Source organism: Mesorhizobium sp. M6A.T.Ce.TU.016.01.1.1, assembly GCF_003997065.1.
Taxonomy (GTDB): Bacteria; Pseudomonadota; Alphaproteobacteria; order Rhizobiales; family Rhizobiaceae; genus Mesorhizobium; species Mesorhizobium mediterraneum.
The window spans coordinates 52865-61575 of record NZ_RZTJ01000027.1 but is presented as its reverse complement, the minus strand read 5'-3'; the positions used below and the strand labels follow the sequence as shown (position 1 = coordinate 61575).

Below are 8711 nucleotides of genomic sequence, written 5' to 3'. Positions count from 1 at the left end.
GAATAGGGGAATAGGGGCTGTCTTCCCTTACTCCCTTACTCCCTTACTGCCCTACTAAGCTGCCAAATCGCGCAGCACATATTGCAGGATGCCGCCGTTCTTGAAGTAGTCGAGTTCGTCCAGCGTATCGATGCGGCAGATGATCGGAACGTCCTTCACCGTGCCGTCGCCATAGGTGATCTTCGCGATCATCTTCTGGCGCGGCTTGATGGCGCTCAGTCCGTCGATCTCGACCAGCTCGTCACCCCTAAGGTTGAGCGACGCCCATGAGGTACCCTCCACGAAGACGAAGGGAATGACGCCCATGCCGACCAGGTTCGAGCGGTGGATGCGCTCGAAAGACTGGGCGATGACGGCGCGGACGCCCAAGAGGTTGGTGCCCTTGGCCGCCCAGTCGCGCGACGAGCCATTGCCGTATTCGACACCGGCGAAGATGACCAGCGGCACGCCTTCCTTCTTGTACTCCATGGCGGCGTCGTAGATCGATGTCTCTTCCTTCGACGGATAGTGGATGGTGTAGCCGCCCTCGCGGCCGTTCTCGCCCAGCATATGGTTGCGGATGCGGATGTTGGCGAAGGTGCCGCGCATCATCACCTCATGATTGCCGCGCCGCGTGCCATACTGGTTGAAGTCGGCGACGCCGACGCCGTGGTCGGTGAGATATTTGCCGGCCGGAGAGGCCGCCTTGATCGAGCCGGCCGGGGAGATATGGTCGGTGGTGATCTTGTCGCCGAACAGGCCGAGCACGCGGGCGCCCTTGATGTCGCCGATTGTGCCGAAACCCGCGGTCATGCCGTCGAAATAGGGCGGGTTCTGCACATAGGTCGAATGGTCGTCCCAGGCGTAGGTCTGGCCTTCCGGCGCCTTGACGTTCTGCCAGTACTCGTCGCCCTTGAAGACGTCGGCATATTTGCGGGCGAACAGTTCGCGCGTCACGTTCTTTTCGATGAACTCCTGGATCTCGACCGAGCTCGGCCAGATATCCCTAAGGTAGACCGGGTTGCCGTCACGGTCCTCGCCGAGCGGCTCGGTGGTCAAGTCCTTGGTCACGGTCCCGGCCAGCGCGTGGGCGACGACCAGCGGCGGCGAAGCAAGGTAGTTTGCCTGCACGTCGGGCGAGACGCGGCCCTCGAAATTGCGATTGCCGGACAAGACCGCGGCGGCGATCAAGCCCTTATCGTTGATGGTCTTGGAGATCGGCGTCGGCAGCGGGCCGGAATTGCCGATGCAGGTGGTGCAGCCGAAGCCGACCAGATTGAAGCCGATTTGGTCGAGTTCCTTCTGCAGGCCGGATTTCTCCAGATATTCGGCGACGACCTGGCTGCCCGGCGCCAGCGATGTCTTGACCCACGGCTTCTGCTTGAGCCCGAGCCGGTTGGCGTTGCGCGCCAGCAGCCCGGCGCCGATCAGCACGCTCGGGTTCGAGGTGTTGGTGCAGGAGGTGATGGCGGCGATGACGACATCGCCATGGCCGAGATCATAGTTGGTGCCTTCGACGGCATAGCGCTTGTCGATTTCGGCGGCCTTCCGGTATTCGGTCTCCATCGCCTTGGCAAAGCCGTCCGGAATGCCTTCAAGCGCTACGCGGCCTTCCGGACGCTTGGGGCCGGCCATCGACGGCACCACATCGCCGAGATCGAGCTCGAGCAGGTCGGTGAAGACCGGGTCGGCCGAGCCGGTATCGCGCCACATGCCTTGCGCCTTCGCGTACGCCTCGACCAGCGCGATACGGTTTTCCTCGCGGCCGGACATGGTGAGGTAGCGGATGGTTTCGCCATCGACCGGGAAGAAGCCGCAGGTGGCGCCATATTCGGGCGCCATGTTGCCGATGGTGGCGCGGTCGGCCAGCGTCATGTTGGACAGGCCCGGACCGAAGAATTCGACGAACTTGCCGACAACGCCCTTCTTGCGCAGCATCTGGGTGACGGTAAGCACGAGGTCGGTGGCGGTGACGCCTTCCCTGAGCCTGCCGGTGAGGCGGAAGCCGATGACTTCGGGCAACAGCATGGAGACGGGCTGGCCGAGCATGGCGGCCTCGGCCTCGATGCCGCCGACGCCCCAGCCGAGCACGCCAAGACCGTTGATCATGGTGGTGTGGGAATCGGTGCCGACGCAGGTATCGGGGTAGGCGGTGGTTTCGCCATCTTCAGTGTTGGTCCACACGACCTGGCCAAGATATTCGAGATTGACCTGGTGGCAGATGCCGGTGCCGGGCGGCACGACGCGGAAATTGCGGAAGGCCTGCTGGCCCCATTTCAGGAATTTGTAGCGCTCTTCGTTGCGCTCGTACTCAAGCTCGACATTGCGGGCGAAAGCCAGCGGCGTGCCGAATTCATCGACGATGACCGAGTGGTCGATGACCAGATCGACCGGCACCAGCGGATTGATCCTTTGCGGGTCGCCGCCAAGCGAGGCCATGGCGTCGCGCATCGCAGCCAGGTCGACAACGGCCGGAACGCCGGTGAAATCCTGCATCAGCACGCGAGCCGGGCGATAGGCGATCTCGACGCCGGCGGTGCCCCGGTCGGTCAGCCAGCCGGCGACCGCCTGGATGCTCTCCTTGGTGACGGAACGGCCGTCCTCGTTGCGCAGCAGGTTCTCCAGCAGCACCTTCATCGAATAGGGCAACTGGGCAATGCCGGTGAGGCCGTTCTTCTCGGCCTCGATGAGGTTGTAATAGACATATTCGGCGCCACCAGCAGTCAGCGTGCGGCGGCAATTGAAACTATCGAGGGATTTTGACACGTGCGGTCCGTCCTTGTCTGTTCAGCCTGAAAGGGAACGGACGCCGATGGCATGCAATCACGCGCAAAGGTGCGGGTACGGCCATTTCCGCTGTCCGTTCCCAGCCAACCCGAGCCGTTCAAGGCGGCGCGTGCGCTGGTTCGGCGCTAATTCTGTTCCCGTGCCGACCGCTGGCACGGATGACCCGCATATAGAGAATTTCCTGGAATAGTTCTAGACACGGAATCGCCATTTTTGTTGCGGCGCACCGAAGCCGCGCTAGGACTTCCGGCGAAGGGGAACGAATGCGGCTGATCGCCGAAAATCTGGGCGGCGAACGCGGCGGTGAGGCGGTCTTTTCCGGCATCAACTTTGCCCTTGAGAAAGGCCAGGCGCTTATCGTCACCGGGCCGAACGGTGCGGGGAAATCGACGCTGCTCAGGGTAGTCGCCGGGCTGCTGCCGGTGGCGGCAGGCCGTTTGCTTATCGAAGGCGGGGCTGAGGACTTTCCCTCGGTCGGCTCAGCCTGCCACTATCTCGGCCACCAGAACGCGATGAAGACGGCGCTGAGCGTGGCGGAAAATCTTCGCTTCTGGCGCGATTTTTCGGGCGCGGATTTTTTGAGCGCCGAACAGGCGCTGGCAATGGTCGGGCTTGACGGTATCGGCCATCTGCCGTTCGGCTATCTCTCCACCGGGCAACGCCGCCGCGCGGCGATCGCAAAACTGCTGGTCAGCAGGCGGCCGCTGTGGCTGCTCGACGAGCCGACGGCCGGGCTGGACAAGGCTTCGGAAGAGCGATTTGGCGGGCTGATGCGGGAGCATCTGGACGAGGGGGGGATCATTGTTGCGGCGACGCATCTGCCGCTGGGAATTGAGGGGGCGAGAGAATTGAGGATGGGGGAAACTCGGTAATGTCGGCGTTCCCGCCCACCCCCCTCTGTCCTGCGCGACATCCGCCTCAGTATCCGCGCCGGGGGCGGGGCGCTGACCGGCGTGATCTTCTTTCTCGCGGTGATCGCCACGATCCCCTTCGGCGTCGGACCGGACCTCAATCTGCTCGCCCGCATCGGGCCGGCAATCCTGTGGATCGGCGCCTTGCTCGCTTGCCTGCTCGGTCTCGACCGATTGTTCCAGGCCGACCGGGAAGACGGCTCGCTCGATCTTCTGGTGCTCGGCAACGACCAGCACGTGCTGGCGCTGACCGTGCTGACGAAATGCCTGGCGCATTGGGCGGGAAGCGTGCTGCCGCTAGTGATTGCGGCACCCTTGCTCGGCCTGTTCATGAATATGGAGCCGATCGGCATCGGCGCCACGGCGCTGACCCTTCTGGTCGGCACGCCGGCGATCACCTTCATCGGCGCTGCCGGCGCGGCGGTGGCGGTGGCGCTGCCGCGCGGCGGGCTACTGATCTCGGTGCTGGTATTGCCGCTGACCATTCCCGTGCTGATCTTTGGCGTCTCGGCAAGCTATGGCGCGGTGGCGGACCCCGATCCGTTCCTGCAGCCTTTCCTCATTCTTGCCGCGCTGACCTTGTTTCTTGCCGTGCTGGGGCCGGTTGCGGCAGCGCTGGCGCTACGTCATGGGGCGGATTGATGTGACCGGCATCGTTCGTGATTACATGGCGTCAAGGGCTGCGTCGCTGCTGTCGATTGCGAAGCCGAGGGCGCAAGGTTAAGGAAAGACATGTTCGAACGAAGCGGAATGGTCCGGCTGAAAGGCTTTGCGCCGGCGGAGCGAACCATATGAGCGCGCATGCGCTCTATGTGACCGCCGCCTATGCCATCACGGCCGTGGTTCTGGCCGGGCTGGTCGGCTGGATCCTTCTCGACCAACGGGCACGCAAGCGGGATCTCGCCGAGCTGGAAGCGTCCGGCGTGCGGCGGCGCTCCGACAAGGCGGGGAAATCATGAGCATGGAAACGGAAACGCCGGCGCGCGGGCGGCGCCTGATCGTGCTTTTGCCGCTGCTGATTTTCCTCGGGTTGGCGGGACTGTTCCTGACGCAGCTGCTGTCCGGTCGCGACACGTCGGAGGTGCCATCGGCGCTGATCGGCCTGCCGGCGCCGCAGACCAATCTGCCGGCGCTGGAGGGCATGAATTTGCCGGGGCTCGATTCCAAGCAGTTCGCCGGCAAGGTCACGCTGGTCAACGTCTTCGCGTCCTGGTGCGGGCCATGCCGCGACGAACATCCGGTGCTGCTGGCGCTGTCGCAGGACAAGCGCTTCGTCATCGCCGCGCTCAACTACAAGGACCAGCCGGAAAACGCCCGCCGGTTCCTCGGCGATCTCGGCAACCCGTTCCAGGCGATCGGCGTCGACGCGGCGGGGCGCGCGGCGATCGACTGGGGCGTCTACGGCGTGCCGGAAACCTTCGTCATCGGCAAGGACGGCAAGATCGCCTACAAGCATGTCGGCCCGCTGACGCCAGGCTCGGCGCAGACGCTGCTTTTGCCGGAGATCGAGAAGGCGCTGGCCGCGCCGGGCTGAGACGGCGGAAACGCGATGGTCGAACGGGACATTCGCGATCATTTTCTGGCTCAGGCGAAAGCCTGCGACGGGCTTGGCTCGCCCTTCACCGCGAATTTATGCCGTGCGCTGGCCAAGGTTCTCGACGCAAACACCAGGACCGGGCAGGTGGTGCTCGGCTGGCCGGGCGACGCGCGCGCCGACGCCCTCGCATTGCGGGTCTGTGGCGCGCTGCATGCGTTGGTCCTGACGGGTGCCAGTGAGCGACTGGCACTGATCTATCCGCCCAACCAGACAAGCGAATCCGAGATCGCGGCGGTGCTGCCGGAGGCAATTGCGCGATCCGATGGGCAGATCGCCGCCGGGCTCGCCGGCGCGCCGCAGACCAATGAAATCGCCCGGTCGGCGATGCTGCTGCCTGGATTCCTGACGATCGCGCGGGAAACCGGCCTGCCGCTGGACCTGTGCGAGATCGGCGCCAGCGCCGGGCTCAATCTCCTGTTCGACAGCTTTCACTACCGCTACGGCGATGCCGAGTGGGGCGACCCGGCCTCCCCCGTGCGGTTGGCGCCGGAGACGCGCGGCCGCGCTGTTCCGCTTGATGGGGCGATCGGCGTCCGCTACCGCGCCGGCTGCGACGTCGCGCCGGTGGACGTCGCCGACGCAGCGGCGCGGTTACGGCTTCGGTCTTTTATCTGGGCCGATCAGGCAGCGCGGCTGGCCCGGCTCGACGCCGCGCTGTCACTTGCTGAAGAATTTCCACCGCTGCTTGTCAAAGCGGACGCGGCGGATTTTGTCGAGAAGGCACTGGCCGCAAGGCAGCAGGGCGGCGCCTTCGTGCTCTACCATTCGATCATGTGGCAGTACCTGCCGCGGGCGACCAAGGATGCCATCACCGCTGCGCTGGAGCAGGCGGGCAGACAGGCCACGGCCGCTGCGCCTATCGCAAAGCTGAGGATGGAGCCGCGCGATCCCACAAACAATTGGGCGGTACTCAGCCTCACTCTATGGCCCGGCGGCGAGACACGCCGTCTGGCCCAGTGCGATTACCACGGCCGCTGGATCGAATGGATCGGCTAAGCCCGATCAAACAGTTCTGGTTGCGCATGATCTCGTCCGAAAAGTCTGCAACTTTTTGCTGCGCTGACCTTCGGTTCGGGATCATGCGTTCGCCTCAGCCGTAGATTTGCTTGTGGACCTGATAGAGCATTTCGCTGCGGTCGGCGCGCATGTCGGCCAGATCGCGGCTAGAAAAGGAGTCGATTTCGGCGACGAGGCGGTTGTATTGCCGGCGCTTGGCGATGGTGGCGCGAGCGCGGCTCATGAGGCTGTCGAGAATCATAGCGAGGTTCCTTTTGCGCCGCATTGTTGCGGCAGGTTGTTCCTCCCTTGATCTGTATGGAGCATGACATAGTTATGGTGCGTTGCAAAAAGAAGATGCTGCAATGCACCATTGCGCTGGACGCATAGCCGGTTAACGGCGCATGAACCCCGTTATTTGGGCAGGCGGCACTGCCGCAGCTTGCCTCGATGCCTCAAGATGCGGAGAGACTGATATGAGCGATCTTGCCATATTGATCGCCGGCTGGCTTGATCGCGCCGGCATCGCCGATTTGCGTGACTGGGAGGAAAATCATGGCCGCCGAAGACTACGAGATTCTCGACCCACGTTTTGCGCGGCTGTTCAACAGCAATGCGCAGGTGGAAAAGCTGTTCACCGGATGCCGTTGGGCGGAAGGGCCGGCCTGGTTCGCGGCCGGCCGTTATGTGGTGTGGTCCGACATCCCCAACAACCGCATGCTGCGTTACGACGAGACCGACGGCAGCGTCAGCGTGTTCCGGCAGCCGTCGGGTAATTCCAATGGCAATACCGTCGACCGGCAGGGTCGGCTGGTCACTTGCGAGCATTCGGGCCGGCGGGTCAGCCGCACCGAGCATGATGGCTCAATCACCACCATCGCCGACAAATGGCGCGGCAAGCGGCTGAACTCGCCCAACGATGCAGTGGTCAAGTCCGACGGGTCGATCTGGTTCACCGACCCAACCTACGGCATCGACACGGATTATGAGGGCGACAAGGCCGAGAGCGAGATCGGCGCCTGCCATGTCTATCGGGCCGATCCCGGCACCGGTGAGATCGATGCGGTGATCACCGACATGGTCAGGCCCAACGGGCTTGCCTTCTCGCTCGACGAAAGCAAGCTCTATGTCGTCGATACCGGCCGCACGCACAGCGCGCAGAATCCGGCGCATATGCGGGTGTTCAATGTCGACGGGGGCGGCAAGACGGTCTCCGGCGGAAAGGTCTTCGCCGACTGCGCGGCCGGCCTGTTCGATGGCTTCAGGCTCGACGACCAAGGGCGCATCTGGACCAGTGCCGCCGACGGCATCCATTGCTACGATCCGGACGGGACGCTGATCGGCAGGATCAAGGTGCCGGAAGTCGTCGCCAATTGCGTGTTCGGTGGCAACAAGCTGAACTGCCTCTACATCGCCGGCACGACCTCACTCTACATGGTCCGGCTGATGGTCAACGGCGCAAAGACATTTTGAGCGGCCGCCAAGCAATATCCCAGGGGAGGGAGCCATGCCATTCGTGAACATCCGCCTGGTCAAGGAGGTGATTGCCGATGACCCGGCCGGCAAGAAGGCCGTAATCGCCGCCCAGGTGACGGCGGCCATCACCGGCGCCACCGGCCTGACCAGCAACGACGTCTGGGTGGTTTTCGAGGAGGTCGCTGCGCGGGACGGGTTCGTTGGCGAGACCGATGTCGAGACGATGCCCAGCAAACGCTGAAGGAATTTCGCCGCGACCTTTGATGGTTGCAGCGCGGCCGGTCAGCAGGCGTCGAAGGCCGCGAGGTGTTTCGGACGGATCATGTCCGAAACATTCTACCACATGGTGTGTTTGTATTCGTCATCCAGCCAGCGGTCGGTCGCCTCGGCCGAATCGGCGAGCGCCAACTGGTCGCGCAGGATCTGGCCGAGCGTCGGCAGCGTCGCGCGGTCGTGCCAGGTTTCGGGCTTCCACAAATCGGAGCGCATGAAAGCCTTGGCGCAGTGCATGTAGGCGGCCTTGACCGTCACCAGGACGACGCTTTGCGGTTCCTTGCCGTCGACCGCGAGCCGCTCGCGCAAGCCCGCATCGACGGTGATGCGAGCATCGCCGTTGACGCGCAGCGTCTCGTTCATGCCTGGAATGAGAAAGAGCAGCCCGACCGAGGGGTTGATAAGAATGTTCTCAAGCGTGTCGAGACGGTTGTTGCCGGGCCGGTCGGGGATGGCGATGGTCCTCTCGTCGAGCACGACGGCAAAGCCGGGCTTGTCGCCCTTCGGCGTCACATCGGCATTGCCGGCGCCGTCGGAGGAGCCGATCAGCACGAAGGGGCTTTTGCCGATGAAAGAACGGCTGTGACCATCCAGCGCCTTCAATTCCTTGCGGATAGAGCCGTCGGTCGGCCGAGGCGTCTTGTAGATCGTTCTCAGCTCTTCGCGCGTGGTGACGAATTCCATGCCCTCTC

10 protein-coding genes are annotated in these 8711 nt (G+C 63.8%); 7 read left to right on the top strand and 3 right to left on the bottom strand.

Features of this window, described 5'->3' with window-relative positions:
* Positions 1 to 54: 54 nt before the first annotated feature.
* Entirely contained in the window at positions 55 to 2745 is a 2691-nt protein-coding gene (gene acnA / locus EOC94_RS29845; protein WP_127295092.1) for an aconitate hydratase AcnA, read from the bottom strand.
* Positions 2746 to 3029: 284 nt separating this feature from the next.
* Here acnA and ccmA point away from each other — a divergent pair, with 284 nt between their 5' ends.
* The 5 genes from ccmA to EOC94_RS29820 all read left to right on the top strand — a co-directional run bounded on the left by ccmA (position 3030) and on the right by EOC94_RS29820 (position 6270).
* Positions 3030 to 3638, top strand: a complete 609-nt coding sequence (ccmA, locus tag EOC94_RS29840; RefSeq protein WP_127295090.1) for a heme ABC exporter ATP-binding protein CcmA — start codon at positions 3030 to 3032, stop codon at positions 3636 to 3638.
* A 30-nt stretch (positions 3639 to 3668) separates the two neighbouring features.
* Positions 3669 to 4319, top strand: a complete 651-nt coding sequence (gene ccmB, locus EOC94_RS29835) for a heme exporter protein CcmB (protein WP_127295088.1) — start codon at positions 3669 to 3671, stop codon at positions 4317 to 4319.
* Between the two features lie 149 nt (positions 4320 to 4468).
* Positions 4469 to 4636: a heme exporter protein CcmD gene (gene ccmD, locus EOC94_RS29830; protein WP_127295086.1), complete on the top strand. Its 168-nt coding sequence runs from the start codon at positions 4469 to 4471 to the stop codon at positions 4634 to 4636.
* Positions 4633 to 5211: a DsbE family thiol:disulfide interchange protein gene (locus EOC94_RS29825; RefSeq protein ID WP_127295084.1), complete on the top strand. Its 579-nt coding sequence runs from the start codon at positions 4633 to 4635 to the stop codon at positions 5209 to 5211. Before ccmD ends, EOC94_RS29825 begins: the two co-directional genes overlap by 4 nt.
* Positions 5212 to 5226: 15 nt before the next feature.
* Positions 5227 to 6270 carry a DUF2332 family protein gene (locus tag EOC94_RS29820; protein WP_127295082.1) on the top strand — a complete coding sequence of 348 codons (1044 nt, stop codon included), beginning with the start codon at positions 5227 to 5229 and terminating at the stop codon, positions 6268 to 6270.
* A 94-nt stretch (positions 6271 to 6364) separates the two neighbouring features.
* On the opposite strand, the gene EOC94_RS29815 is transcribed toward EOC94_RS29820, so the two are convergent.
* Entirely contained in the window at positions 6365 to 6532 is a 168-nt protein-coding gene (locus EOC94_RS29815; RefSeq protein WP_095485113.1) for a hypothetical protein, read from the bottom strand.
* A 290-nt stretch (positions 6533 to 6822) separates the two neighbouring features.
* Here EOC94_RS29815 and EOC94_RS29810 point away from each other — a divergent pair, with 290 nt between their 5' ends.
* Entirely contained in the window at positions 6823 to 7743 is a 921-nt protein-coding gene (locus EOC94_RS29810) for an SMP-30/gluconolactonase/LRE family protein (protein WP_127295094.1), read from the top strand.
* Between the two features lie 34 nt (positions 7744 to 7777).
* Positions 7778 to 7987, top strand: a complete 210-nt coding sequence (locus EOC94_RS29805) for a tautomerase family protein (protein WP_127295080.1) — start codon at positions 7778 to 7780, stop codon at positions 7985 to 7987.
* A 95-nt stretch (positions 7988 to 8082) separates the two neighbouring features.
* Here the strand turns inward: EOC94_RS29805 and EOC94_RS29800 are convergent, their stop codons facing one another.
* Positions 8083 to 8703, bottom strand: a complete 621-nt coding sequence (locus EOC94_RS29800; protein WP_127295078.1) for a pyridoxamine 5'-phosphate oxidase family protein — start codon at positions 8701 to 8703, stop codon at positions 8083 to 8085.
* Between the last annotated feature and the right edge of the window lie 8 nt (positions 8704 to 8711).